Here is a 25808-nt window from a genome sequence, read left to right on the forward strand (position 1 = left end):
CCGGGCTGAGGACCCTGGTCGCTTGGGTGGGGAAAATTCGTCCGCCCGAAATGGGGAAAAGTACGGCGCCATTGACAGTTCTCGAATCCCTGCACGGCCCGCGTCGAAGCACTTCACAGGAAGGGGCGCGCCGGAGGGGCATCGCTGCCCATGTGCGCTTCGAGTTGCAGGGTCGGCGCGCCACAGCGCCAGGCGACGGGTCGACGCGACGACCGGGCGAGAGGTGCTTCATCGCGACGATGGCATTCGGGGACGCTTGGCAGACCGATGCGTTACGCGACTTCAGGGACACGGTCCTGAGGCCGCGGCCTTGGGGGCGCCGCCTGGTGGCGGCCTACTATGCGGCCGGGCCCCGCCTTTGCACAGTTCTGCAGCACTGCCCGCCACTGCTAGGGTTGACCAGGTGGATCCTGTGTTTCGTGGCGCATGGCTGGCGGCGATGGTCGGCAAGGCGTCGACCATGAGGTTCGAGCCGATGTGGCCGTGGGTGCTGCTCCTGGCTGTTGCCTTGGCAGTCGCGTGGCATCTGTTCCGGCGTCACCGCGCACGCGTTGCAGAGTGGAGGGACCGACCGGCCGCTCTGCGGGATGCCGAATTGATCTGCGTGGAGTCGCAGTTCAGGTCGAAGAGCCGCTGGCCCATCGTGGCCAGGGTGGACAGGGCCTACCGGCTGCCGAGCGGTCTGGTCGTGCTGGTTGAACTGAAGACGCGGTCGACTGCGGCGGTGAGGGCGTCGGATGTCATCCAGCTCTCGGCGCAGCGGGTGGCCGTGGAGGATGAACTGCGTGTCCAGGTGTCTGACGAGGCGTTCGTGATCTTTCCTGGTCGGCACTCAGCGCTGCCGACCTCACGAGCGGTCCGCTTGATGTCGCGGGAGCAAGTCGAAGCCGTTGCAGCGAGACACCGTCGACTGATCGATGGACTCGATCGCCCGCAGTGGCCCGACAGCGAGCATGTTTGTCATGGCTGTGGGCAGCGAGCGGCCTGCGGCGCCGCTGGCGAGGGCCTGGCGGGTGCGGTCCGGAGGCGATAGAATGTCCAAAATCTTCGACAATTCTTCCGGCCAAGCTGTGGATCTCTCCAACCTAGGCACCATCATCCGCGAGCGGCGCGAGGCGCTGGGACTGACGCAGTCCCGGCTTGCGCAACTGAGCGGGCTTTCGCGGCAGACGCTGGTCGGCCTGGAAGCGGGCGCTTTGAGCGATCTGGGATTCAACCGGGTCGCCCAGGTGCTGGCCGTGCTTGGGCTAGACCTCGATCCGCCCAGCCAGGCCGCGCGCGCCCGGAAGCGGGGCCTGTGGATGGCGGCGAAGAACGCCAGCGTGAGCTACGTCCATGAGGTGCCGCCCGACACGCTCGGCCATGCGCTGGTCAGCGGCAGCGTCCCGAAGGGCTACGCGGCCCACCTGACGCACCTGCTCGACGAGGCGCCGGTGCCCCTGGTGGTGATGGCCGTGGAGGAAGCAGCCGCGAACGAGGGCGTGGCCCCCAAGGCTGTTTGGCGCAACGTCGCGAAGCTCGCCAGGTCACTGGCCGTGCACCGGCAGGGCCTCTGGGCGTGATGAGCGTGCAATGAGGTCGCTGCCGTCTGGCCCCTGGGAAGTGCTGTTCCAGCGAGCGCTGCAGCTGGTCGACGACATCCAGCGCCATGGGGGGCTTGCGGACCCGTTCTGGACCTTCGGAGGCGGGACCGTCCTGATGTTCAGGTACGGACACCGCCTCAGCAAGGACATCGACATCTTCGTGCCGGACCCGCAGTACCTCGGCTACGTGACGCCCCGACTCAGCGACACGGCGGCATCTCTGACCGAGGAGTACACGGAGATGCCGGGCTCGTTCGTCAAGCTGCAGTTCGAGGAAGGCGAGATCGACTTCGTGGCCGCACCGAACCTCACCGACGCGGCCTGGGAGCGGTGGGAGATCCAGGGGCGGCCGGTGCGCGTTGAGACGGCCGGGGAGGTGATCGCCAAGAAGATGTACCACCGTGGGGACCGTGCGACGGCGCGTGATCTGTTCGACCTCGCCATGGTGGTCGAGCGGGAGCCGGATGCGCTGGCGGCAGCCGCGCCTTTCCTCGTGCGGCACCGGGACAGGTTCCTGGAGCAGATCAGGCAACCCGGGGCAGGATTCGTGGCGACTTTCGAGGCGATCGCCGCGACCGGGTATCGGCCGAGTCTGGAGCACTGCATTGCCGTGGCCACAGCCTACCTGTCCGCGCTGGGGGACCGATGACCCGGTTGCACCAGGGCGACATGGCGACGCGGTAGGCGACGGAGCACCGGGGACTTGGGCACAGGAAATCCACAAGGGTTTCCACTACCGCCCGGCGAGGCCTGGATAGAATCACAGGGCCTGCAACGAACAAAGCCAGGCGGCAACCTGGCTTTGTACGCCCTGAACTGGTTCGAGCCCAGGGGAAGGGAGGCCGCTGGAACCCCCGATCGGAACGTCGGATTTTAGCGAGCCTCGTAGGCATCGGGCTCATGTTGATCGAACAGAAAGGTGATCGACATGACGAAGAAGACCCAAGAGAGCTATCGCAGCGCTGTGACCGGCAGGTACGTCAAGGAGCACTACGGCAAGACGCACCCTGACACGACTGTCAAGGAGCGGACGCCGGCACCTCAGCCGCCGAAGAAGAAGTAACCGCAAGGTCGAGGGGCACCGGGAACCGGTGCCCCTCTTTGTCTTGGTGCCGCGTAGAGGTCCTATGTTCGACAACCTTTTGCGAGAACTGCGTGCGCTCGAGCGCCGCTCGATTGCCGTCCCCATCGACAGTGACGAGAAGGGCTACATCGACAAGGAGTGCCCGTCGACCAGCTGCGAGTTCCAGTTCAAGATCAAGGACGAAGACTGGAAGAACATCTGCCGCGACGAAGGCGTCTGGTGTCCGATGTGCGGTCACGCGGCGCCAGCCAAGAGCTGGTTCACCAAGGCCCAGGTTCGACATGCCGAGCGGCACGCCCACAGGGTGATCGAGTCGACGATCGACGGCGCGATGCGCGCGGATGCGAGGGCCTTCAACGGTCGGCAGCCAAGGAACTCGCTGATCTCGATGTCGATGAAGGTAGGCGGCGCACCGCACTTCACGCCGCACAGGGTTCCAGCGGCTGCGTCGGCAGCAATGGAGCTCGAGATCGCGTGCGAGAAGTGCACCTGCCGATTCGCAGTCATCGGCTCGGCGTACTTCTGTCCCGCCTGCGGCCACAGTTCCGTGGATCGCATGTTCGACGACTCGCTGCGCAAGATCAGGGCCAAGAAGGACAACGTGGACATTGTGCGCGACGCCATCGCGGCGTCGGCTGGACGCGATGAGGCCGAACTGATGTGTCGATCGCTGATTGAGTCATGCCTTCAGGACGGAGTGACTGCGTTTCAGCGGTGCTGCGAGGGCCTGTATGCCTCGACCGGACCGGCGACGCCTGCACCAATGAATGCCTTCCAGCGACTCGCGCAAGGCAGCGAGCTTTGGGCGGCGAGGGTCGGCATGACCTACGCAGACATCCTTGGCGCTGCGGATCTTGAGCGTCTCAGGCGACTGTTCCAGAAGCGGCACCTGCTGGCTCACAGCGATGGCATCGTCGACCAGCGCTACGTCAACGAGTCGGGCGACATGACGTACAAGGTGGGACAGCGCATCACAGTCTCAACGTCGGAGGTCGACGACATCGTCGCAGGCATCGGCCGATTGGTCGCAGGCCTGCGGCGCGCCATCGGCGCATCGCCGGAACGGCCGTAGCTTGCTACGAGGTCAGGGCTGCCCGCCATAGTCGAAGGGCCGGCCCCAGGCCGTGACAGCGTCATTGCGAGTGACGAGCAAGACGGCGAGAATGTTGTTGCTGACGGTCTCAAGACGTCCCATGCGGACAAGGGGAACAGACGGGGGAACAAGTCAGTTTTCCTCGGCGCTTTTCCCAATGAGATCAACAGCTTAGGTCGCCGTTTTGTATCCCATCAGCCACCCCACCGCATTCCTGCCAACGGCCCCTCTTCAGGGGCCGTTGCTTTTGGTGGCCCACGCCCGGGTGCGGCGGGCGCTGCTGATCAGGCGCTGCGCAGGCGGCCGGCCACGAACTGCAGCGCCGCGCTGTAGCCGAACACGCCCAGCCCAGCGATCACGCCTTCTGCGATGCCCGAAATGTAGGAGTGGTGGCGGAATTCCTCGCGCCGGTGCACATTGCTCACATGCACCTCGACCACCGGGATGGCCACGCCGGCCAGGGCGTCGCGCAGCGCCACGCTGGTGTGGGTCCAGCCACCCGGATTGATGACGATGAAGCGGGTGCCGTCCAGCCGCGCCGCATGGATGCGGTCGATCATCTGGCCTTCGTGGTTGGTCTGGAAGCACTCGGCCTGCAGGCCCAGTGCGGCCGCTTCATCGCTGAAGCGCTTCTCCACGTCAGCCAGCGTGTCGGCGCCGTAGATGTGGGGCTCGCGGGTGCCGAGCAGGTTCAGGTTGGGACCGTTGAGCAGCAGGACGCGCATGGGACGTGTGGCGGGCAGGGAGAACAGACCGACAGGTTAGCAGTTCGCTTCAGCTGCAGGCCAGCCGGATGTCGTCCGGCACGGGCAGTGCCTTGAGGCGGCCTGTCTCGGGATCACGGCCCACGAAGGCGCGCACCTCGCGCGACTCGCACAGCAGGGTGTCGCCGCGCAGCACCCGGTGGCGGTGGACGAAGACCTTGGCGCGCCATTCCTCGACGCTGGTCTCCACCATGATCGCCTCGCCATAGGTGGCACTGGCCACGAAGCGGGTGTTGATTTCCAGCACCGGCGTGCCCACGATGCCGCGGGTCTTCTCCAGTTCGCGCCAGGGCGGCAGGCCGCAGGCCATGAAGAAGGCCAGCGAGGACTGGTCCATCCAGCGCGAGAAGTTGGGGAAGAAGACGATGCCCGCCGGGTCGCAGTCGCCGAAGTGCACCTGCACGGGGTGGTGGTGGATGCGGCTCATCGGGTGTTCAGGCCGTGGTGGCGGGAGGGGTCAGGTGCGGGATGTCGACCTGGCAGAGGATGCCGCGCGGCTGGCGCTCCTGCCACTCGACGGTGCCGCCCATGGCCTTGACGCGCTTGCGGATGCCGCCCAGGCCCAGGCCATGCGACCACACCGACGGGTTGCGGCCGCTGCCATCGTCGCTGATGCGGATCTGCATCCGGCCTTCATGCAGCCGGCACTCGATGCGCACCTGGCGCGCCTGGGCGTGGGCGATGACATTGCTGACCAGCTCACGCAGGATGCGGGTGATCGACGACCACTGCACCATCGACAGCGTGGGATCGGCGTCGAAATCGGACTCCCATTCCAGCTCGCAGCGGGCGGCCTGCAGGCGGTGGGTCATGTCGGTCTTCCACTCGGCGGCGGCCAGTGTCAGCGGATGCTCCTTGGCGGCCAGGCCGCGGGTGAGCGTCTTCAGGTCCTGCAGCGTGTGGCGGACATAGTCCTCCATCTCCTTGCTGGGCGACTTGTACATCAGCGTCAGCAGGCGCGCGCCGATGTCGTCATGCAGGTCCTGGGCGATGCGGGTGCGCTCCTCGCTGCGGCCGCGCTCGACCGCGCGGTCGTGGGCCAGGGCGCGCATCAGCTGCTCGACGATGCGGTCGGCCAGGCGCGCGTCCTCAGGCGTGAACAGGCGCTTGCCGCGCTCGGCAAAGCGCAGCGCCACCATGCCTTGCAGGTGGGCCGCCTCGACCAGCTTGGGCACCGGCACCAGCAGCACCGCGCCGTTGCCGGCAATGCGGCTGAGCTTGCCGTGGCCGCCCACCAGCTGCGCCTCCAGCGGCTCGAAGACGTTGCGCAGCAGCTCGGTCATGCGGTCGCCCGCGCGCTCGGGGCGCGCTTCCACCTCGCGCGCGATGCGGTAGAGGTGGGTGAACATGCGCTCGGTGGTCAGCGCCCGGGCACCCATCATCTGGTTGATCAGCCACTGGCGGATGGCCGCATAGGCGCCCAGCGACAGGAACAGCGACAGCGTCAACGAGGTGAACTGGCTGAACGAAAACACCGCCACGAACAGCAGGTCCACCGAGGTGGCCACGGTGCTGATGCCGGCCAGCATCGCGAACTCGCGCATCACATGCTGCGAGCGTGACACGAAGGGCACCAGCAGCACCACCGAGGCCAGGAAGACGTTCCAGATCATAGGCGCCGCCATCGCCATCGGCTGCACGTCGGTGGGCATGCGGTCGACATAGGACACCGACAGCGCCAGCAGCAGCAGCGCGCAGACCGTGACGGTGGTGAAGCGGCGCATCACCAGCACGAAAGGGTGGCGTTCGCGGCTGTAGGACCAGCTCAGCAGCAGCACGCAGGACACGCCCTGGACCAGCAGCAGCATGTCGCCCCAGCGCCAGGCCATCGGCTGCAGTTGGCTGGCGAAGGTCAGCGCGGCATAGCCGCCGGTGACCACCCACACGGCGGTGGCCAGCAGGCCGCGACCGGGCAGGCGCAAGGGGTGCCACAGCACGGCGGTCAGCACCGCGGCGCCGGTGATCGCGTCCAGCAGCGTGCGCAGCATCGGCTCGCTGCCCACCAGCATCACCGGCAGGGCCAGGCCCGGCACCGAGGCGATGGCCGACAGCAGCAGCTGGGCGGCCTGCGCATGGGCCATCACCGCATAGAGAAAATTGCCCTCGCGCGGCTGGACCAGCGGCACGATCCAGCCCACCAGGAACACCACCATCGCGAAGGCGCTGAGCAGCCAGAACATCGAGCCCAGCTCGACATAGCCGCGTGGGCGAGACGCGATCTCGACCCGGCTGCCGTCCCGGAACACCAGCACCACCTGGCCGTCGGCCAGCGCGTGGGCGGCGGTGAGCCGCGCGTTGAGCAGTCGCTGGCGCAGTGTCGGGTCGCTGATCCAGCGCGAGGAATGGGTCAGCGCCAGGCTGTTGAAGGGCACCGGCTCGACCCCGGCACCACCGATGGCCAGCAACTCCTTGCCCATGTGCTCCTTGAGCGCCGGCAGCGGCGAGAAGACCAGTTCCAGCCGGTCGTCATTGCCCTGTCGCCACTCGGCCGCCACATGGGGGTGGTTGGCCATGGTGCGGGCCAGCAGGAAGACCGTCAGGCAGCCGACGATGGCCGCCAGCAGCAGCGCGTGGCGCCGCCAGCCGATGCGCGGCGTCGCCGTGGCCAGACCGCTGGGCAGGGCGTCGGCCGGCCCGTCGCTGTCGGTGGGCAGACCGGACGCGGGGAAGCGGCTCGAGGGTTGGGTGGAGTCCAGCGGGTTCAGCGCCATCCCGCGATGATGCCCCAGCTTCGGCCCGTGGGCCGAAGGCAATGGATCAGACCAAACCCTGCTTGCTGGCCAGCACCGCCGCCTCGGCGCGGCTGGACACGTTGAGCTTGCGGTAGATCGACTTGATGTGGTCGTTCACCGTGAACCACTTGATGCCCATGAGGTTCGCGATCTCCTTGATCGTGAAGCCCTTGCTGAGGTAGGTGAGCACCTCGATCTCGCGCGGCGTCAGGTGGGGCAGGTCCACCGGCTTCTCGATCGGCACCGGCGCCTTGGTGGCGCCGCCCATCGTGCCGATGCCGGGGGAGGGCGGCGGCGCATCGGCGGCGGTGCCGTGGCGGAAATGGGTCAGCAGGCGGCGGGCGATGGCCGGCGACAGCGGCGGCTGGCCCAGCACGATCTTGCGCAGCTCCTCGACCAGCACCTCGAAGCGGTCTTCCTTCAGCAGGTAGCCGTCGGCGCCGCATTGCAGCGCCGGGAACAGGTGCTCGTCGTCCGAATACAGCGTGGTCACGACCTTGGTGGCGGGGTACTGGCCCAGGTCGGCCAGCAGCTCCAGGCCGTTGCCGTCGGGCAGTTCCAGGTCGACCAGCATCAGCTTGAACGGGTCGGCGCCGTGCAGGCCACCCGGGCCGGTCAGGGCGATCTGCCGCCGAGCGGTCTCCAGATCGCCTGCTTCGGTGATCGTGATCGGATCACTGAACGCCTCGCGCAGCACGCGTGACAGGAAATCCCGGGCGACCGGGTTGTCTTCGAGTATCAGAACCTTGACCGACATGGCGACCTCTCGACAGGCCACCAGGACCCGCGCTATCCACGACGGCCGCCATGCTAGCAGGCGGTCGCCTCGGGCAGTTGCCCTGTATGGGGGACAGCGGCGGCGTCCTCAGTCTGGCTGGACCATCACCAGCTTGCCGCGCACCTGGCGGGCCGCCAGGCGACGGAAGGCCTCCCCCAGCTCGCCCAGGGGCAGCTGGCTGTCGATCAGCGGCCGCACCCGGCCCTCGGCATACCACCCGGCCAGCTGCGCCAGGCCGCGGGCGCTGGCGGCCGGCTCGCGGCGCACGAACTCGCCCCAGAACACGCCCACCAGGGACGCGCCCTTGAGCAGCGGCAGGTTCAGCGGCAGCGCCGGGATGCCACCGGCGGCGAAGCCCACCACCAGGTAGCGGCCGCGCCAGGCGATCGAGCGGAAGGCCGCCTCGGCCAGATCGCCGCCCACCGGGTCGTAGACCACATCGGGGCCACGGCCGCCGGTCAGCGCCTTCAGGCGCTCACGCAGGTCCTCGCTGGCGTAGTCGATGGTCTCGTCGGCGCCGATCTCGCGGCAGAAGGCCACCTTGTCGGCACCGGCGGCGCCAGCGATCACCCGCGCGCCCGCCGCCTTGGCGATCTGCACTGCCGCGGTGCCCACGCCGCCGCCGGCGCCCAGCACCAGCACGGTCTCTCCGGCCTGCAGCGCGCCGCGGTCGATCAGCGCGTGGTGCGAGGTGCCATAGGTGAAGGCGAAGGCCGCGCCATGCTCGAACGGCATGCCCGCGGGCAGAGGCAGCAGCCGCGCCTCGTCGACCAGCGCATGGGTGGCGAAGCCGCCGGTGCCGGCCAGCGCGATCACCCGGTCGCCGACCTTCAGCCGTGTCACGCCGTCGCCCACGGCCTCGACCACGCCGGCGAACTCGGCACCGGGCACGAAGGGGTAGGGCGGCTTGTGCTGGTACTTGCCCTGGGTGATCAGCAGATCGGGGAAGTTCAGGCTGGCGGCGCGGATCGCCACCCGGGCCTGGCCCGGGCCGGGCTCGGGCGTGGCCTGCTCGGTCCAGCGCAGGGCCTCGGGTCCGCCGTCGTTGTTGCAGATCCACGCATGCATGGCTTGTCTCCTGTCAAAGGTCGTCGTGGGGCGCGATGATAGGCAGGCGCGCTGCGCGGCGGCGTCACCCTGGCGACGCGTCCCTACAATCGGTGCGCATGCGCATCCTCATTGCCAACGACGACGGCTACCTGGCCCCCGGCATCGCCGCTCTGGTGCGGGCCTGCCAGGGCCTGGGCGAGATCGACGTCATCGCGCCCGAGCAGAACGCCAGCGGCACCTCCAACGCCCTCAGCCTGAACCGGCCGCTGTCGGTCTACGCCGCCCAGGGCGAGCACCTCAGGGGCGTGCGCTACGTGAACGGCACGCCCTCCGACTGCGTCCACATCGCCCTCACCGGGCTGCTGCCGCAGCGGCCCGAACTGGTGCTCTCGGGCATCAACCAGGGCGCCAACATGGGTGACGACACGCTCTACTCGGGCACTGTGGCGGCGGCCATGGAGGGTTATCTGTTCGGCATCCCGGCGATCGCCTTCTCGCAGGTGGAGAAAGGCTGGGTCGAGCTGGACGCCGCCGCCCGCACCGCGCGCCGGGTGGTCGAGACGGTGCTGGCCCAGCGCCAGGCCGGCACCTGGGGGGCGCCCTTCCTGCTCAACGTGAACATCCCCAACCACCCGCAGGCCGACACCCTGGACTGGCAGATCACCCGCCTGGGGCGGCGCCATGCCAGCGAACCGGTGATCCGCCAGCAGAGCCCGCGCGGTGAGACGGTCTACTGGATCGGCCCGGCCGGTGATGCACGTGAGGCGGGCGAGGGCACCGATTTCCACGCCACGGCGCAGGGGCGGGTGTCGATCACGCCGCTGCAGGTGGACCTGACCGACCACGCCCACCTGGGCGACTGGGCCGCCCGCCTGGCGCGGCCATGACCAAACCCCGCACCGGCCGCTTCCCGGCCTCGCTCGACGCGGTGGCGCCCGGCGCCCGTGCCGGGGCGGGCGCCACGCTGCGGCCGCAGCGCCCGCTGGCCGAAGCGGCGCGCGACCAGCGCCAGCAGTCCACCCCCACCGGTCTGGGGCTGGACGGCACGGCGGTGCGCACCCGCATGGTCGAGCGCCTGCGCGCCGATGGCGTGCTCAGCGAGCCGGTGCTGCAGGCCATGCTGGCCGTGCCGCGGCACCGCTTCGTTGACTCGGCGCTCGCCAACCAGGCCTACGAGGACACCAGCCTGCCGATCGGCCTGGGCCAGACCATCTCCAAGCCCTCGGTGGTCGCTCGCATGCTGGAGTGGTGCTTCCTGGGCGAGACCGCCCGGGCCCGCGGCCACCTGGGCAAGGTGCTGGAGATCGGCACCGGCTGCGGCTACCAGGCGGCGGTGCTGGCGGCGCTGTCCCGGCACGTGGTCTCGATCGAGCGCCTGGGCCCGCTGCACCAGCTGGCCCGCAGCCACCTGGGCACCCTGGGCGTGCACCATGTACGCCTGATCCACGGCGACGGCATGCGGGGCCACGCGCCCGGCGGCCCCTATGACACGATCGTCGCCGCCGCGGGTGGCGAGGACCTGCCCGCCGCCTGGCTGGACCAGCTGGCGCTGGGTGGACGCCTGGTGGCGCCGGCGCTGGCCGCCGATGGCCGCAGCCAGGTGCTGGTCATCGTCGACCGCCGTGCCGACGGTTGGCAACGCACCGTGGGAGAGACGGTGCAGTTCGTCCCCTTAAAATCGGGTATTGCATGAACCAGGGAAGTTCCATGACCGACGCGCTGCGGCCGCTCCTGCGCCGAACTCTGATGATCGGCCTGGCGACGCTGCTGGTGGCCTGCTCCGCCACCCGCCCGCCCGCGCCCGTCGAGGACCGCTCGGCCGGCCGGGGTGCCCGGCCAGTGGCCGAGGCGCCCAAACCCGCGGCGCCGGCCTCGGCCCCGGCGGCCGCGCCAGCCGACCTCAAGCCCGGCACCTACGTGGTCAAGCCTGGCGACACGCTGATGCGCATCGCGCTGGAGAACGGCCAGGGCTGGCGCGACATCGCCCGTTGGAACGGCATCGAGAACCCCAACCTGATCGAGGTGGGTCAGGTGCTGCGCGTGGCCCCGCCGGAAGGCACTGCCGTGGCCACCAAGCCGGTGACCGCACCCAAGGTGGACGCCAAGCCGCTGCCCGGCGCGGCCTCCGCCTCGGCCAGCGGCGCGGCCAGCGCACCCGCTGCGACGCCTGCGCCGGCCCCGGCGCCGCTGCCCAAGGAGGCCGACGACGACATCCCCTGGGGCTGGCCCGCGGCCGGTCCGGTGATCAGTCCCTTTGACGAGGCCCGCAGCAAGGGTCTGGGCATCGGCGGGCGGGCAGGTGACCCGGTCCTGGCGGCCGCGGATGGCCGCGTGGTCTATGCCGGCTCCGGCCTGCGGGGCTACGGCAACCTGGTGATCGTCAAGCACAACGCCACCTACCTGACGGCCTACGCCCACAACCAGACCCTGCTGGTCAAGGAAGACCAGGCGGTGCGCAAGGGCCAGAAGATCGCCGAGATGGGCAACACCGATGCCGAGCGGGTGCAACTGCACTTCGAGATCCGGCGCCAGGGCAAGCCCATCGATCCGGCGCGGCTGCTGCCCGCGCGCTGAACCCGCTGGCGCCACGGCCGGGGCCGCCTGCGGGCGGCCTCGGTGTTTTCAGCCCCCCGATAATCCCCACCATGACAGCACAGGACGAATGGCTGCGCGTTGATGCGCTCGACATCGAGGCGCAGGGCGTGGCCCGCAATGCCGAAGGCAAGGTGGTCTTCATCGAGGGCGCGCTGCCCGGCGAGGAGGCCCTGGTCACGGTGGCTCGCCGCAAGAACAACTGGGAGCAGGCCAGCCTGCGCGAGCTGCGCAGTGAAAGCGCGCAGCGCGTGACACCCGGCTGCCCGCATTTCGGCCTGCATGCCGGTGCCTGTGGTGGCTGCAAGATGCAGCATCTGCACGCCAGCGCGCAGGTGGCGATCAAGCAGCGGGTGCTGGAAGACAACCTGTCGCACCTGGGCAAGGTCAAGCCCGAGCGCGTGCTGCGCCCGATCGAGGGACCGACCTGGGGCTACCGCCTGCGCGCCCGGCTGTCGGTGCGCTACGTGGCGCGCAAGGAAACCGTGCTGGTGGGCTTCCACGAACGCAAGTCGCGCTACGTGGCCGACATGCGCGAGTGCCACGTGCTGCCGGCGCGCATCAGCGCGATGCTGATGCCGCTGCGCGCGCTGGTGGGCGCGATGGATGCGCGCGACACGCTGCCGCAGATCGAACTCGCCGTGGGCGACCAGGTCACCGCGCTGGTGCTGCGCCACCTGGCGCCGCTGTCCGACGCCGACCGCCAGCGCCTGCGCGACTTCGCGGCCGAGCACGGCGTGCAGTGGTGGCTGCAACCCAAGGGGCCGGACACCGTGCACCTGCTGGACGACGGGGGCGAGGAACTGGCCTACTCGTTGCCCGAGTTCGGCGTGACGATGCCGTTCAAGCCCACCGACTTCACCCAGGTCAACCACCAGATCAACACCGTGCTGGTCGGGCGCGCGCTGCGCCTGCTGGATGCGCAGCCCGACGAGCGGGTGATCGACTGGTTCTGCGGCCTGGGCAACTTCACGCTGCCGATCGCCACCCGCGCGCAATCGGTGCTGGGCATCGAGGGCAGCGAGACCCTGGTCGAGCGCTCGCGCCAAAACGCGCAGCGCAATGGCCTGGCGCACAAGACCGCCTTCGAGGCGCGCAACCTGTTCGAGCTGACGCCCGACGACCTGGTGGGCTGGGGCAACGCCCAGCGCTGGCTGGTCGACCCGCCGCGCGAGGGCGCCTTTGCGCTGGTCAAGGCGCTGGGCGACCTGCAGCAGGCCCCGCGCGCGGGCTGGACGCCGCCGCAGCGCATCGTCTATGTCAGCTGCAACCCGGCCACGCTGGCGCGCGATGCCGGCCTGCTGGTGCACGTGGCCGGCTACCGCTGTGTGGCGGCCGGCGCGGTGAACATGTTCCCGCACACCGCGCACGTCGAGAGCATCGCGGTGTTCGAGCGCTGAGGCGCGTGCCTCAGGGCAGCAGCATGCTGCGGATGCCGCGCCAGGTCAGCAGGCTGCCCGGCATGCGCCGCTCGTTCAGGATGTCGCTGAGCTTGGCGCGGATGCGCGGGCTCTGGTTGGCACGCCAGACCATGATGTTGAGCAGCCAGGGGTGGCGGTTGAAGCTGGCCGCCTGGCGGTACATCTCGAAGCGCGGTTTCAGCGCCTGCAGGCTGGCGCGGTAGGCGGCCTCCACCGCTGCGTCATCGCCCCGGTGGGCGATCAGCGCTTCGGCCGCGGCGATGCCAGTTTCCATCGCCTTGCCAATGCCCTCGCCCGAGAACGAATAGGTGGCGCCCACCGCGTCGCCTGCCACCAGCACGCCGGGGGCGGTCCAGGCCGCGCCTTCCAGGTCGCAGCGCAGCGGCGCGCCCTTGAGCTCGCCCACCATCGTGCCCTCGCGCACCAGGCGAGCGGCCACCGGGTCGACGGCCACGAAGTCGTCGAACATGCGGCGCAGGTTGCGGGGCGGCTTGCCGCGGTCCTCGTCCAGCTGACCCACCAGCACGCCGGTGCCCAGGTTGTAGGTGTGGTCAGGGCCTTCGAAGATCCAGCCGTAGCCATCGCGCAGTGTCGGGTGCCAGACGAAACGCAGTCCGCCCACGGCTGCCGCCATGTCGGGGTCGGTGTGCCGGACATAGCCACGGATCGCCATGCAGCTGGGCGACTTGCGCTGGCACAGGCCCATGGCCGCCAGCGGGCCGGTCCCGGCCCCGGTGGCCAGCACCAGCCAGCGCGCCGACAGCGGACGCTGGCGCTGTCCGTCGTCGAGCAGCGCGCCGGTGACGCGACCGCTGTCGCCGCGCAGCGACGCGACGAAGCGCGCCGGCGCCGCGTGCAGCGCGCCAGCGGCCACCGCGGCGCGGCAGAGCAGGGCGTCCAGCTCGCGCCGTGGCAGCACCGCCAGCTCGCCCGCCACGTCCACATGCCGGCCATTGGGCGCCAGACAGCGCGCCGCCGCCGCGCCCTGGGCACGCTGCAGCACCTCGTCGATCACGCCCAGGCGTCGCAGTGCGGCGTGGGTGTCGGGCACCAGGCCGTCGCCGCAGGTCTTGTCGCGCGGAAAGGCCTGGGCATCCACCATCACCACCGAGCGGCCGGCCTGGGCCAGCACCCGCGCCGCCGCGCTGCCGGCGGGTCCACTGCCCACCACCAGCACATCGGTGGCATCGGGCAGGTCGCTCAGGGGCTGGTTCCAGTCGGGCATGGCGGGTCGGCGGGTGGCTGTCTCGCGACGCATTGTGCCGTGGCGGCGGGCATGAAAAAGGGGCCCGCAGGCCCCTGTGTGGATGCGGCCGGGCCGCGTCAGTCGTCGCCGCCGAAGATGCCCAGCAGGCTCAGCAGGCTCTGGAACACGTTGTAGATGTCCAGGTAGATCGCCAGCGTGGCGGTGACGTAGTTGGTCTCGCCGCCGTCGATGATGCGCTTGATGTCGTAGACCATGAAGGCCGAGAACAGGCCGATGCACAGCACCGACACCGTCAGGAACAGCGCACCCGACTGCAGGAACACGTTGATGATGCCGGCAGCGAAGATCACCAGCGCGCCCACCATCAGGAACTTGCCCATGCCCGACAGGTCGCGCTTGATCACGCTGGCCAGCGTGGCCATGGCCAGGAAGACCAGCGCGGTGCCGCCGAAGGCGGTCATCACCAGCGTCGGGCCGTTGCCCTTGGCCAGCACGAAGCCCAGCAGGCGCGACAGCATCACGCCCATGAAGAACGTGAAGAGCAGCAGGAAGCCGACGCCAGCGGCGGAGTTCTTGGTGCGTTCGATCGCGAACATCAGGCCGAAGGAGCCGGCCAGGAAGATCACCAGCGACATCACCGGGCTCAGGCCGCGCATCAGCCCGGTGCTCACACCCAGCCAGGCGCCCATCACAGTGGGCACCATGGACAAGGCCAGCAGCCAGTAGGTGTTGCGCAGCACGCGGTTGCGCTGGGCGGCCAGCGAGCCCGAGCCGGTCGAGAGGCCGGGGAAGGTTTGCAGGCTGTCGTTCATCAAAGAACCTCCAAGGGGTTGCCAGTCTGTGGGTTGCAGGCGGTGGCCCGCCCCAGGGCATCAGACCCTGAACGGTCATTCTAGTTCCCAGCCCGCCGAGGGCGCTTGGCCGAGGGGTCTTTCCAACGTGGACCTGACAGGCGAGCCGGTCTTTCAGGCTATAATCAGCGGGTTTACCCCAAAACAAGCCACCCAGCGAAACGACGTTTTCGGAAACTTCCTGCCAAGCCCATGGCAACCCCCTGAAACGTCGCAGGACGGGGGTGGCCTGGCGGGCGAGGGGCTGGGTGCGCGAACACCGGAGTTCCCCTTGTTGCCCGTCCTCGCTCCCGCCCTCCTCGCGCTTGCTGACGGCACGGTTTTTCGTGGCACCTCGATCGGCGCGGCCGGTCACACGGTGGGTGAAGTGGTGTTCAACACCGCGCTCACCGGCTACCAGGAGATCCTCACCGACCCGAGCTACTGCCGGCAGATCGTCACGCTGACGTATCCGCACATCGGCAACTACGGCGTCAATGACGAGGATGTCGAAGCCACGAAGGTCCATGCTGCCGGCCTGATCATCAAGGACCTGCCGGTCCGCACCTCCAACTTCCGCCAGACCCGCACGCTGGGCGAGTACCTGCAGGCCGAGGGCACGGTGGCGATCGCCGACATCGACACCCGCCGCCTGACCCGCGTGTTGCGCACCACCGGCGCCCAGAACGGCTGCATCGCCACCTTTGCCGCCGGCCACACCATCAGCGACGCCGATGTGGCCGACGCCGTGGCCCGCGCCAAGGCCGCGCCCAGCATGGCCGGCCAGGACCTGGCCCAGGTCGTCAGCGCCGAGCAGTCCTACCCCTGGACCGAGACCGAATGGCAGCTCTCGCGTGCCGACGGCACGCCGGGTTACGGCACGCTGACCAACGCGAAGTACCACGTCGTCGCCTATGACTTCGGCGTCAAGCGCAACATCCTGCGCATGCTGGCCGAGCGGGGCTGCCGCGTGACCGTGGTGCCCGCCAAGACCCCGGCGGCCGAGGTGCTGAAGCACCAGCCCGACGGCATCTTCCTGTCCAACGGCCCGGGCGACCCGGAGCCCTGCGACTACGCGATCGCCGCCGCGCGCGAACTGATCGAGTCCGGCATCCCCACCTTCGGCATCTGCCTGGGTCACCAGATCATGGCGCTGGCTTCGGGCGCCAAGACCTTCAAGATGAAGTTTGGCCACCACGGCGCGAACCATCCGGTGAAGGACCTGGACAACGGCCGCGTGTCGATCACCAGCCAGAACCATGGCTTCGCGGTGGACGAGAAGACGCTGCCGGCCCACCTGCGCGCCACCCACGTCAGCCTGTTCGACGGCACGCTGCAGGGCCTGGCCCGCACCGACAAGCCGGCCTTCTGCTTCCAGGGCCACCCGGAGGCCTCGCCGGGGCCGCACGACATCGGCTACCTGTTCGACCGCTTCACCACGCTGATGGACCAGGCCCGCGCCTGAGTTGCCCCATGCTCGGCATCACCGACCTGACCACCTACCTGCTGGGCACGATCGCGATCGTGCTGCTGCCGGGCCCGAACTCGCTGTTCGTGCTGTCGGTGGCGGCGCGCCGCGGCGTGCGGCCCGGCTATGCCGCGGCCTGCGGGGTGTTTGTCGGCGACACCGTGCTGATGACCCTGGCCGCGCTGGGCGCCGCCTCGCTGCTGAAGGCGGTGCCGGCGCTGTTTCTGGTGATCAAGGTCGTGGGTGCGAGCTACCTGGCCTGGGTGGGCATCCAGCTGCTGCTGGGGGCGATCCGCCGCTGGCGCGGTGAGCTGCCGCCGGTGGACGAGAGTCGGCTGGACCTGAGCCAGCCGTTTCGCAAGGCGCTGGTGATCAGCCTGCTCAACCCCAAGGCCATCCTGTTCTTCGTGTCCTTCTTCATCCAGTTCGTCGACCCCGCGTACCCGTGGCCGGCGCTGACCTTCCTGGGCCTGGGCGCGATCGCGCAGGCCTGCAGTGCCGTCTACCTGTCGGTGCTGATCTTCGCGGGGATGCGGCTGGCCGCCGCCTTCGCCGCCCACCGCCGCACCGCCAGTGCGGCCGCCTCGGGCGTTGGCGCCCTGTTCCTCGGCTTTGGCGCCAAGCTCGCCACCGCCAGCCTTGGCTGATGCCTGCCCGAATCAGATAAAGACTTTGACCATGCCCAAGCGTTCCGACCTCCAGAGCATCCTCATCATCGGCGCCGGCCCGATCATCATCGGTCAGGCCTGCGAGTTCGACTACTCCGGCGCCCAGGCCTGCAAGGCGCTGCGCGAGGAGGGCTACAAGGTCATCCTGGTCAACAGCAATCCGGCGACCATCATGACCGACCCGGACACGGCCGATGTCACCTACATCGAGCCGATCACCTGGCAGGTGGTCGAGAAGATCATCGCCAAGGAGCGCCCGGACGCGATCCTGCCCACGATGGGCGGCCAGACCGCGCTGAACTGTGCGCTGGACCTGCACAAGCACGGCGTGCTCGACAAGTACCAGGTCGAGATGATCGGCGCCAACGAGCACGCGATCGAAAAGGCCGAGGACCGCCTGAAGTTCAAGGACGCGATGACCAAGATCGGCCTGGGTTCGGCCAAGTCGGGCATCGCGCACAGCATGGAGGAGGCCTGGGCGGTGCAGAAGAGCATCCAGGCCGAGATCGGCGGCTCGGGCTTCCCGATGGTCATCCGCCCCAGCTTCACGCTGGGTGGCACCGGTGGCGGCATCGCCTACAACCCGGAGGAGTTCGAGGAGATCTGCAAGCGCGGTCTGGACCTCAGCCCCACCAATGAGCTGCTGATCGAGGAATCGCTGATCGGCTGGAAGGAATACGAGATGGAAGTGGTCCGCGACAAGGCGGACAACTGCATCATCGTCTGCTCGATCGAGAACCTCGACCCGATGGGCATCCACACCGGCGACTCGATCACCGTGGCCCCGGCCCAGACGCTGACCGACAAGGAATACCAGCTGCTGCGCAACGCCTCGATCGCGATCCTGCGCGAGATCGGCGTCGACACCGGCGGCTCCAACGTGCAGTTCTCGATCAACCCGGACACCGGCCGGATGATCGTCATCGAGATGAACCCGCGCGTGTCGCGCTCGTCGGCATTGGCCTCCAAGGCCACGGGCTTCCCGATCGCCAAGGTCGCGGCCAAGCTGGCGGTGGGCTACACGCTGGATGAGCTGCGCAACGACATCACCGGCGGCGCCACGCCCGCCTCGTTCGAGCCCTCGATCGATTACGTGGTCACCAAGATCCCGCGCTTCGCCTTCGAGAAGTTCCCGGCGGCCGATGCGCACCTGACCACGCAGATGAAGTCGGTGGGCGAGGTGATGGCCATGGGCCGCACCTTCCAGGAATCGTTCCAGAAGGCCCTGCGCGGCCTGGAGACCGGCATCGACGGCCTGAGCGAGCGCAGCACCGACCGCGAGGAGATCATCCAGGAGATCGGTGAGCCCGGCCCGGAGCGCATCCTGTTCGTCGCGGACGCCTTCCGCATCGGCATGACGCTCGATGAGATCTTCGCCGAGACCGCGATCGACCCCTGGTTCCTGGCCCAGATCGAGCAGATCATCCAGGCCGAGCAGGCGCTGAAAGGCCGCACGCTGGAGAGCCTGTCCCGCGACGAGCTGGTTTTCCTCAAGCGCAAGGGCTTCTCCGACCGCCGCCTGGCCAAGCTGCTGGGCACCCACCAGCACGCCGTGCGCGAGAAGCGCCATGCGCTGAACGTGCGCCCGGTCTACAAGCGGGTGGACACCTGCGCCGCCGAGTTCGCCACCCAGACCGCCTACATGTACTCCACCTACGACGAGGAGTGCGAGGCGCAGCCCACCGACAAGAAGAAGATCATGGTGCTGGGCGGTGGCCCGAACCGCATCGGGCAGGGCATCGAGTTCGACTACTGCTGCGTCCATGCGGCCCTCGCCATGCGCGAGGACGGCTACGAGACCATCATGGTCAACTGCAACCCCGAGACGGTGTCCACCGACTACGACACCTCCGACCGCCTCTACTTCGAGCCGGTGACCCTGGAGGACGTGCTGGAGATCGTGGCCAAGGAGCAGCCGGTCGGCGTGATCGTGCAGTACGGCGGCCAGACGCCGCTGAAGCTGGCCCTGGACCTGGAGCGTGCTGGCGTGCCCATCATCGGCACCACGCCCGACTCGATCGACATCGCCGAGGACCGCGAGCGCTTCCAGCAGCTGCTGCACACGCTGGGCCTGAAGCAGCCGCCCAACCGCACCGCCCGCAACGAGGAAGACGCGGTGCGTCTGGCCAACGAGATCGGCTACCCGCTGGTGGTGCGCCCGTCCTACGTGCTGGGCGGCCGGGCGATGGAAATCGTCCATGGCGACAAGGACCTCGAGCGTTACATGCGCGAGGCGGTGCGTGTCTCCGAGAAGTCGCCGGTGCTGCTGGACCGCTTCCTCGATGACGCCATCGAAGTGGACGTTGACTGCATCGCCGATGCCTCGGGCGCGGTGATGATCGGCGGCATCATGGAGCACATCGAGCAGGCCGGCGTGCACTCGGGGGATTCGGCCTGCTCGCTGCCGCCGTACTCGCTGTCCAAGGAACTGCAGGACGAGCTGCGCCGTCAGACCGCCGAAATGGCCAAGGCCCTGAAGGTGGTGGGCCTGATGAACGTGCAGTTCGCCATCCAGGGCGACGGCGACGACGCCGTGGTCTACGTGCTGGAGGTCAACCCCCGCGCCTCGCGCACCGTGCCCTTTGTCTCGAAGGCCACCGGCCAGCCACTGGCCAAGATCGCCGCGCGCTGCATGGCCGGCCAGCTGCTCAAGGACCAGACCGGTGTCGGTGGCCGTGCGCCGCACGAGGTCATCCCGCCGTACTTCAGCGTCAAGGAAGCGGTCTTCCCGTTCAACAAGTTCCCGGGGGTGGACCCCATCCTGGGCCCCGAGATGCGCTCCACCGGCGAGGTGATGGGCGTGGCCTACAGCTTCGGTGAGGCCATGCTCAAGAGCCAGCTGGGCGCCGGCAGCCGCCTGCCCGGCAAGGGCACGGTGGTCATCACCGTCAAGAACAACGACAAGGACCGCGCGGTCAAGGTGGCCTCGGAGCTGGTGAACCTGGGCTTCCTGGTGGCCGCCACCAAGGGCACGGCGGCCGCCATCGCCGAGGCCGGCATCCCGGTCAAGGTGGTCAACAAGGTCAAGGACGGCCGCCCGCACATCGCGGACATGATCAAGGCCGGTGACGTGCAGCTGGTCTTCACCACCGTGGACGAAACCCGCACCGCGATCGCCGACAGCCGCTACATCCGCACCGCCGCGCTGGCCAACCGCGTGACCTACTACACCACGATGGCTGGCTGCGAGGCAGCAACCGAGGCGTTGAAGCACCAGGACGACATCGGTGTGCTGTCGCTGCAGGAGCTGCACACGTCGCTGGCCTGACGTGCTGAACGGCCGGTCTGACTGGCCGGTCTGACGGGCCGGGTCGAGCGGCTCGCCGCACAGGCCCCGACTGCACTACACTTCGCCCATTGCACCGCCGCCGCCCACCGCCCGACCGGGCCGTGGCGGCGGTTTGCCTTTGTAGACACCCCTGAACACCCGAGACATGAGCACGATTCCCCTGACCAAGCGCGGCGCCGAAAAGCTGAAGGACGAACTGCACCGCCTCAAGCACGTCGAGCGTCCGGCCGTGGTGCAGGCCATTGCCGAGGCCCGCGCCCAGGGCGACCTGTCCGAGAACGCCGAGTACGACGCGGCCAAGGACAAGCAGGGCTTCATCGAAGGCCGCATCCTCGAGATCGAGGGCAAGCTCTCGGCCGCCCAGGTCATCGACCCCGCCAGCCTGGACGCCGGCGGCAAGGTGGTGTTCGGCGCCACCGTCGATCTGGAAGACGAGGAGAGCGGCAAGGCCGTGACCTACCAGATCGTCGGTGACGACGAGGCCGACCTGAAGCTGGGCCTGATCTCGATCAGCTCGCCCATCGCCCGGGCGCTGATCGGCAAGGAAGCCGGCGACGTGGCGGACGTGCAGGCCCCCGGCGGTGTACGCTCCTACGAGATCGTCGCGGTCCGCTACGAGTGATCCGCGCCGCTGCCTTCACCCGCCGCATCGTGCCCGGGCTGTGGGCCGGCGCGCTGCTGTGCATCGCGCTGATCGCCACACCGGCGCCCTTCGCCACGCTGGTGCAGGCCGACGCCGGCCGGGTGGTGGCGCGCATCTTCGCGCAGGAGGCGTGGCTGAGCATCGGCCTGGGTGGCCTGATGCTGATGCTGGAGCGCCGCGCCGCGGCCGAGGCGGCCGAGGCCGGGCAGGGCAGCCAGTTCACGCTGGGCATGGGCCTGGCGCTGCTGGCGCTGGGCTGCACCGTGCTGGGCTATTACGGGCTGCAGCCGATGATCGCGGCGGCCAAGGCCGGACAGCCCACCGCGCTGGGTTTCGCGGTGCTGCATGGCCTGAGCTTCGGCCTGTTCGCGATCAAGATCGTGGCGGTGACGGCGCTCGCCTGGCGGGCCGCCCGCGCCCCGGTCACTGGCTCTGGGCCTTCTTCTTGACGCTGGTGGCGCGCTTCTTGGCGCGCTTGATCTGGCCGCCGGCGGTCAGGCGCTCGTTGCCATGCACCGTCACCGTCTTGACGATCGGCCGCGGGCTGCCCTTGCGGGCGAAGGTCACCAGCTTGACAGTGCGCGAACCCCGCTTGGCCTCTTCGGGCTCGGCCTTGACCTTCTCGGGCATGGGCCGCCACAGCACCAGCAGCTTGCCGATGTGCTGCACGGGCGCCGCACCGAGCTGGTCGGCCAGTTGCGCCAGCACCGCCTCGCGGCCGGCGCGGTCGTCCGAGAAGACGCGCACCTTGATCAGGCCGTGGGCCTTCAGGGCGGCGTCGGTCTCCTTGAGGATGGCGGGGGTCAGGCCCTCGGCACCGATCATCACGACCGGGTCGAGGTGGTGGGCCTCGCCGCGCAATTCCTTGCGGCGGGCGGGCGTCAGTTCAATCGCAGGCATCGTGGCATTATCCCCCGGGGTTGAATACCGATGAAAGTCCAGACCAAGAGCAAGAAGGTGAACAAGGCGTGGCTGCACGACCATGTCACCGATCCGTACGTGCGCCAGGCGCAGAAGGACGGCTACCGCGCCCGCGCCGCCTACAAGCTCAAGGAGATCGACGAGACCTTCAGCCTGGTGCGCCCTGGGCAGGTGGTGGTGGATCTGGGCGCCGCGCCCGGCGCCTGGAGCCAGTACCTGCGCCGCCGCTTTGCGCCCAAGGTGGCCGGCAGTGGCGGCGCGGCCAGCGGCGCGCTGGATGGCACGATCATCGCGCTGGACCTGCTGGAGATGGAAGCGATCGACGGCGTTCAGTTCATCCAGGGCGATTTTCGCGAGGATTCGGTGCTGATGCAGCTGGAAGCCGCATTGGCCGGCCGTCCCGTGGACCTGGTGGTCTCGGACATGGCGCCCAACCTGTCGGGGGTGTCCAGCGCCGATGCCGCCCGCATCGAGCACCTGGTGGAACTGGCGGTGGATTTTGGCCGCCAGCACCTCAAACCGCAGGGCGCCCTGGTGGCCAAGGTCTTCCATGGCGGGGCCTACGACCCGCTGGTGGCGCTGTTCAAGCAGAGCTTCCGGGTGGTCAAGCCCTTCAAGCCCAAGTCCTCGCGCGACAAGTCGGCCGAGACCTTTCTGGTGGGGATCGGCCTGAAAACGGGCGCCTGACCCCGGTTTTCGGGGGCTGGACGGTCTGTCCACGCCCGCTGTCAGGGAACTTGTGGGGCGTAGAATCGACCCTATATGCGGTAAGTCGCAGGTGGCGGAGGGCCGCCGCCAGCGTCTGATGGCAAGAAGGAGCCGCGGTGAATAATCAATGGGTCTCGAAAATTGCAGTGTGGCTGGTGATCGCCCTGGTGCTGTTCACTGTCTTCAAGCAGTTTGATCGGGCCGCTGTGTCGGGCAGCCAGCTGAGCTACTCCGAGTTCCTCGAAGAGGTGCGCAGCAAGCGCATCAAGAGCGTCACGATCCAGGAGGGTCCGGGCAGCGTCGAGATCTCGGCCAAGACCACCGACGACCGCAACATCCGCACCACCGGCACCTACCTCGACCGCGGCCTGACCGGCGACCTGATCGCCAACGGCGTCAAGTTCGATGTGCGCCCGCGCGACGAGCCCTCGCTGCTGCAGAGCCTGCTGCTGTCCTGGGGCCCGATGCTGCTGCTGATCGGCGTGTGGATCTACTTCATGCGCCAGATGCAGGGCGGCGGCAAGGGCGGGGCGTTCAGCTTCGGCAAGTCCAAGGCCCGCATGCTGGACGAGGCCAACAACTCCACCACCTTCGCCGACGTCGCTGGCTGCGACGAGGCCAAGGAAGAGGTCAAGGAGCTGGTCGATTTCCTGAAGGACCCGCAGAAGTTCCAGAAGCTCGGCGGCCGCATCCCGCGCGGTGTGCTGCTGGTCGGCCCCCCGGGCACCGGCAAGACGCTGCTGGCCAAGGCGATCGCCGGTGAGGCCAAGGTGCCGTTCTTCAGCATCTCGGGCTCCGACTTCGTCGAAATGTTCGTCGGCGTGGGCGCGGCCCGCGTGCGCGACATGTTCGAGCAGGCCAAGAAGAGCGCGCCCTGCATCATCTTCGTCGATGAGATCGACGCGGTGGGCCGCCACCGTGGTGCCGGCCTGGGCGGCGGCAATGACGAGCGCGAGCAGACCCTCAACCAGATGCTGGTCGAGATGGACGGCTTCGAGACCAACCTCGGCGTCATCGTGATGGCGGCCACCAACCGGCCCGACATCCTGGACCCGGCGCTGCTGCGCCCGGGCCGCTTCGACCGCCAGGTCTATGTCACGCTGCCCGATGTGCGTGGCCGCGAGCAGATCCTCAACGTGCACATGCGCAAGGTGCCCATCGGCCAGGACGTCAAGGCCGACATCCTGGCGCGCGGCACGCCGGGCTTCTCCGGCGCCGATCTGGCCAACCTGGTCAACGAGTCGGCACTGTTCGCCGCCCGCCGCAACGCCCGCGTGGTCGAGATGATCGACTTCGAGCGCGCCAAGGACAAGATCATGATGGGCCCCGAGCGCAAGTCCATGGTCATGCCCGAGGACGAGCGCCGCAACACCGCGTACCACGAAGCCGGTCATGCGCTGGTGGCACGCCTGATGCCCAAGACCGACCCGGTGCACAAGGTCACCGTGATCCCGCGCGGCCGCGCGCTGGGCGTGACGATGCAACTGCCCGAGGGCGACCGCTACAGCATGGACAAGGAGCGCATGCTCTCGACCATCTCGGTGCTGTTCGGCGGACGCATCGCCGAAGAAGTGTTCATGAACCAGATGACCACCGGCGCCAGCAACGACTTCGAACGCGCCACCGCCATCGCCCGCGACATGGTCACCCGCTACGGCATGACCGACGAGCTGGGCCCGATGGTCTACGCCGAGAACGAAGGCGAGGTCTTCCTGGGCCGCTCGGTCACCAAGACCACGCACATGTCCGAAGAGACGATGCGCAAGGTCGACCAGCAGATCCGCAAGATCATCGACGAGCAGTACTCGATCGCCCGCCGCCACATCGAGGAGCATCAGGACAAGATGCACGCGATGGCCAAGGCGCTGCTGGAATGGGAAACCATCGACAGCGAGCAGATCGACGACATCATGGAGGGCAAGCCGCCGCGCCCGCCCAAGGACTGGACGCCCAGCTCCAGCAAGGGTGGCAACGGCCCGACGCCGCCTGCCCAGGCCGACAGTGCACCGGCTGCCGCCTGACGCTTTCCTCTTGCCAACCTGACGCCACGGGGCCCTGACGGCCCCGTCGGCCTTTTCAACGGCACCCCTTTCGGCCGATGTTCTGGCAGACCACCCGATTCCAGATCGCCCTGGACCGCCCGCAGGTGATGGGCATCGTCAACGTCACCCCTGACTCCTTCTCGGACGGTGGCAGCCACGCCGGTGAGCGTGCCGCGCTGGCGCACTGCGAGCGGCTGCTGGCCCAGGGCGCTGACATCCTGGACATCGGCGGCGAATCCACCCGCCCCGGATCGCAGCCGCCCAGCCTGGCCGAGGAACTGGCCCGCGTGGTGCCCGTCGTGCGCCAGGCCGTGCGGCTGGGCGTGCCGGTCAGCGTGGACACCAGCCGCCCGGAAGTGATCGACGCGGTGCTGTCGCTGGACGCCGACATCATCAACGATGTGCGCGCACTGCAGCTGCCCGGGGCGCTGGCGCGTGTGGCGGCGCATGGCAGCGTGGGCCTGTGCCTGATGCACATGCAGGGCCAGCCCGACACGATGCAGCAGCGCCCGACCTACACCGACGTGGTGGCCGAGGTGCGCGACTTCCTGGCGCAGCGGCTGCATGCAGCACGCATGGCCGGCATCATCGACGCCCGCATCACGCTCGATCCTGGCTACGGCTTTGGCAAGTCGCTCGAACACAACCTGGCCTTGTGGCAAGGCCAGGCCGCGCTGTGTGACCTGGGGCCGCCGCTGCTGGTGGGCTGGTCGCGCAAGGGCACACTGGGCCAGCTGACCGGCAGGCCGGTGGGCGAGCGCCTGGTGCCCAGCGTGGCCGCGGCACTGGCCTCGATCGCGCGGGGCGCGCGCATCGTGCGTGTGCACGATGTGGCAGCCACGGTCGATGCGGTCAAGGTCTGGTGTGCGGCGGGCCTGGGCGGTCCGCCGGCCCACTGACAATCCGGTCCAGCGCAGAACTACACAGGAGAGAGC

Annotated in this window: 25 protein-coding genes; 17 read left to right on the top strand and 8 right to left on the bottom strand. The window is 68.8% G+C overall.

What is annotated here, in order from left to right:
* Positions 1-50: 50 nt before the first annotated feature.
* From KAK03_RS25460 to KAK03_RS20580, 5 genes are all read left to right on the top strand, one after another.
* The gene (locus KAK03_RS25460; RefSeq protein ID WP_310738692.1) at positions 51-464 is read left to right on the top strand and encodes a CFI-box extended C-terminal domain-containing protein; all 414 of its coding nucleotides are present in this window, start codon (positions 51-53) and stop codon (positions 462-464) included.
* Positions 465-1034: 570 nt separating this feature from the next.
* Positions 1035-1562 (top strand): helix-turn-helix transcriptional regulator, encoded by a 528-nt coding sequence (locus KAK03_RS20570; RefSeq protein ID WP_210856576.1) that lies wholly within the window; start codon positions 1035-1037, stop codon positions 1560-1562.
* Positions 1563-1572: 10 nt separating this feature from the next.
* Positions 1573-2232, top strand: a complete 660-nt coding sequence (locus KAK03_RS20575; protein WP_210856577.1) for a nucleotidyl transferase AbiEii/AbiGii toxin family protein — start codon at positions 1573-1575, stop codon at positions 2230-2232.
* 279 nt (positions 2233-2511) lie between these two features.
* Entirely contained in the window at positions 2512-2646 is a 135-nt protein-coding gene (locus KAK03_RS25290) for a hypothetical protein (protein WP_259373447.1), read from the top strand.
* 64 nt (positions 2647-2710) lie between these two features.
* Entirely contained in the window at positions 2711-3739 is a 1029-nt protein-coding gene (locus tag KAK03_RS20580; RefSeq protein WP_210856578.1) for a hypothetical protein, read from the top strand.
* Positions 3740-4044: 305 nt separating this feature from the next.
* On the opposite strand, the gene aroQ is transcribed toward KAK03_RS20580, so the two are convergent.
* The 5 genes from aroQ to KAK03_RS20605 all read right to left on the bottom strand — a co-directional run bounded on the left by aroQ (position 4045) and on the right by KAK03_RS20605 (position 9102).
* Positions 4045-4485 (bottom strand): type II 3-dehydroquinate dehydratase, encoded by a 441-nt coding sequence (gene aroQ, locus KAK03_RS20585; RefSeq protein WP_210856579.1) that lies wholly within the window; start codon positions 4483-4485, stop codon positions 4045-4047.
* A 49-nt stretch (positions 4486-4534) separates the two neighbouring features.
* Positions 4535-4951 (bottom strand): acyl-CoA thioesterase, encoded by a 417-nt coding sequence (locus KAK03_RS20590; protein WP_210856580.1) that lies wholly within the window; start codon positions 4949-4951, stop codon positions 4535-4537.
* 7 nt (positions 4952-4958) lie between these two features.
* Positions 4959-7235: a sensor histidine kinase gene (locus KAK03_RS20595; RefSeq protein ID WP_210856581.1), complete on the bottom strand. Its 2277-nt coding sequence runs from the start codon at positions 7233-7235 to the stop codon at positions 4959-4961.
* Positions 7236-7281: 46 nt separating this feature from the next.
* The gene (locus KAK03_RS20600) at positions 7282-8013 is read right to left on the bottom strand and encodes a LuxR C-terminal-related transcriptional regulator (RefSeq protein ID WP_210856582.1); all 732 of its coding nucleotides are present in this window, start codon (positions 8011-8013) and stop codon (positions 7282-7284) included.
* A gap of 108 nt (positions 8014-8121) precedes the next feature.
* Positions 8122-9102, bottom strand: coding sequence for an NADPH:quinone oxidoreductase family protein (locus KAK03_RS20605; protein ID WP_210856583.1), 981 nt, complete (start codon positions 9100-9102; stop codon positions 8122-8124).
* Positions 9103-9200: 98 nt separating this feature from the next.
* On the opposite strand from KAK03_RS20605, the gene surE reads away from it, so the two are divergent.
* From surE to rlmD, 4 genes are all read left to right on the top strand, one after another.
* Positions 9201-9971: a 5'/3'-nucleotidase SurE gene (surE, locus tag KAK03_RS20610; RefSeq protein WP_210856584.1), complete on the top strand. Its 771-nt coding sequence runs from the start codon at positions 9201-9203 to the stop codon at positions 9969-9971.
* Complete coding sequence (locus tag KAK03_RS20615; RefSeq protein ID WP_210856585.1) at positions 9968-10777, top strand: protein-L-isoaspartate(D-aspartate) O-methyltransferase; 810 nt, start codon at positions 9968-9970, stop codon at positions 10775-10777. Before surE ends, KAK03_RS20615 begins: the two co-directional genes overlap by 4 nt.
* A gap of 14 nt (positions 10778-10791) precedes the next feature.
* On the top strand, positions 10792-11658 hold the full coding sequence (locus tag KAK03_RS20620) for a peptidoglycan DD-metalloendopeptidase family protein (protein WP_210856586.1): 867 nt from the start codon (positions 10792-10794) through the stop codon (positions 11656-11658).
* Between the two features lie 71 nt (positions 11659-11729).
* A complete protein-coding gene (gene rlmD / locus KAK03_RS20625) occupies positions 11730-13076 on the top strand; it encodes a 23S rRNA (uracil(1939)-C(5))-methyltransferase RlmD (RefSeq protein ID WP_210856587.1) in 1347 nt (448 codons plus the stop codon).
* Between the two features lie 10 nt (positions 13077-13086).
* On the opposite strand, the gene KAK03_RS20630 is transcribed toward rlmD, so the two are convergent.
* Together KAK03_RS20630 and KAK03_RS20635 are read right to left on the bottom strand one after the other, a co-directional pair.
* Positions 13087-14322, bottom strand: coding sequence for an FAD-dependent monooxygenase (locus KAK03_RS20630; protein WP_210856588.1), 1236 nt, complete (start codon positions 14320-14322; stop codon positions 13087-13089).
* A gap of 98 nt (positions 14323-14420) precedes the next feature.
* Positions 14421-15116 (bottom strand): Bax inhibitor-1/YccA family protein, encoded by a 696-nt coding sequence (locus KAK03_RS20635; RefSeq protein ID WP_210856589.1) that lies wholly within the window; start codon positions 15114-15116, stop codon positions 14421-14423.
* Positions 15117-15426: 310 nt separating this feature from the next.
* Here KAK03_RS20635 and carA point away from each other — a divergent pair, with 310 nt between their 5' ends.
* The 5 genes from carA (at position 15427) to KAK03_RS20660 (ending at position 21651) form a co-directional block, all read left to right on the top strand.
* Positions 15427-16599, top strand: coding sequence for a glutamine-hydrolyzing carbamoyl-phosphate synthase small subunit (gene carA, locus KAK03_RS20640; RefSeq protein ID WP_210856590.1), 1173 nt, complete (start codon positions 15427-15429; stop codon positions 16597-16599).
* Between the two features lie 8 nt (positions 16600-16607).
* Positions 16608-17249, top strand: coding sequence for a leucine efflux protein LeuE (gene leuE / locus KAK03_RS20645; protein WP_210856591.1), 642 nt, complete (start codon positions 16608-16610; stop codon positions 17247-17249).
* Positions 17250-17280: 31 nt separating this feature from the next.
* Positions 17281-20538: a carbamoyl-phosphate synthase large subunit gene (carB, locus tag KAK03_RS20650; RefSeq protein ID WP_210856592.1), complete on the top strand. Its 3258-nt coding sequence runs from the start codon at positions 17281-17283 to the stop codon at positions 20536-20538.
* Positions 20539-20704: 166 nt separating this feature from the next.
* Positions 20705-21181 carry a transcription elongation factor GreA gene (greA, locus tag KAK03_RS20655; RefSeq protein ID WP_210856593.1) on the top strand — a complete coding sequence of 159 codons (477 nt, stop codon included), beginning with the start codon at positions 20705-20707 and terminating at the stop codon, positions 21179-21181.
* Positions 21178-21651 carry a DUF4149 domain-containing protein gene (locus tag KAK03_RS20660; RefSeq protein ID WP_310738686.1) on the top strand — a complete coding sequence of 158 codons (474 nt, stop codon included), beginning with the start codon at positions 21178-21180 and terminating at the stop codon, positions 21649-21651. The genes greA and KAK03_RS20660 overlap by 4 nt, the downstream gene beginning before the upstream one ends.
* Here KAK03_RS20660 and KAK03_RS20665 read toward each other — a convergent pair.
* Positions 21626-22102: a YhbY family RNA-binding protein gene (locus tag KAK03_RS20665; RefSeq protein ID WP_210856594.1), complete on the bottom strand. Its 477-nt coding sequence runs from the start codon at positions 22100-22102 to the stop codon at positions 21626-21628. The two genes, KAK03_RS20660 and KAK03_RS20665, sit on opposite strands and share 26 nt — an antisense overlap.
* Positions 22103-22132: 30 nt before the next feature.
* Between KAK03_RS20665 and KAK03_RS20670 the strand changes: the two genes are divergently transcribed.
* From KAK03_RS20670 to folP, 3 genes are all read left to right on the top strand, one after another.
* Positions 22133-22810, top strand: a complete 678-nt coding sequence (locus KAK03_RS20670; protein WP_210856595.1) for an RlmE family RNA methyltransferase — start codon at positions 22133-22135, stop codon at positions 22808-22810.
* A 137-nt stretch (positions 22811-22947) separates the two neighbouring features.
* Positions 22948-24852 (top strand): ATP-dependent zinc metalloprotease FtsH, encoded by a 1905-nt coding sequence (gene ftsH, locus KAK03_RS20675; protein WP_210856596.1) that lies wholly within the window; start codon positions 22948-22950, stop codon positions 24850-24852.
* 77 nt (positions 24853-24929) lie between these two features.
* Positions 24930-25772: a dihydropteroate synthase gene (gene folP, locus KAK03_RS20680; RefSeq protein WP_210856597.1), complete on the top strand. Its 843-nt coding sequence runs from the start codon at positions 24930-24932 to the stop codon at positions 25770-25772.
* Positions 25773-25808: the final 36 nt, after the last annotated feature.

The sequence above is a fragment of the Ideonella alba genome (assembly GCF_018069845.1).
GTDB lineage: Bacteria > Pseudomonadota > Gammaproteobacteria > Burkholderiales > Burkholderiaceae_C > Ideonella > Ideonella alba.